Source organism: Aeromonas sp. Prich7-2 (assembly GCF_017939255.1).
GTDB lineage: Bacteria > Pseudomonadota > Gammaproteobacteria > Enterobacterales > Aeromonadaceae > Aeromonas > Aeromonas caviae.
This window is the reverse complement of sequence record NZ_JAGKRI010000155.1, coordinates 1-440: the sequence shown is the minus strand read 5'-3', so window position 1 is coordinate 440 and position 440 is coordinate 1. Positions and strand designations below refer to the sequence as shown.

At 55.2% G+C, this 440-nt stretch carries 1 protein-coding gene; it reads left to right on the top strand.

The genetic code is table 11. The features are described 5' to 3' along the window. Positions 1 to 440, top strand: a 440-nt coding sequence (locus tag J9892_RS19165; protein WP_210538726.1) for a transposase, incomplete at both ends; no start/stop codon positions are given.

Below are 440 nucleotides of genomic sequence, written 5' to 3'. Positions count from 1 at the left end.
CCAGAAATGGCCTTTCTGACCGAGGCATATACCGACAACCTCCAGCAGAAACTCAAAGACTTGCACGGCGCGTGGATGCGCTGCTTTGATAAAAAACTCGCCGCCAAGGCTCCCGTTTTCAAGAAGAAAAGCGACAACCGCGACTCGATCCGCTTCGTCAACTTTGACAAGTATTGCCGCCTTGAAAAAGGTCGCGTGAAGCTGCCTGCCGGGCTGGCGTGGGTCAAGTTTCGCCAGTCCCAGCCAGTTGAAGGAAAAATTAAAAACGCGACCGTCAGCCAAGCAGCCGGGGATTGGTATATCTCCTTTCAGGTCGAGCAGGAGACGTCCGAGCCAATTCACCCCTCCGGCTCAATGGTCGGGCTGGATGCGGGGATCGCCAAGCTCGCAACCCTGTCAGATGGCACGGTGTTTGAGCCCGTCAACAGCTTCAAAACCAA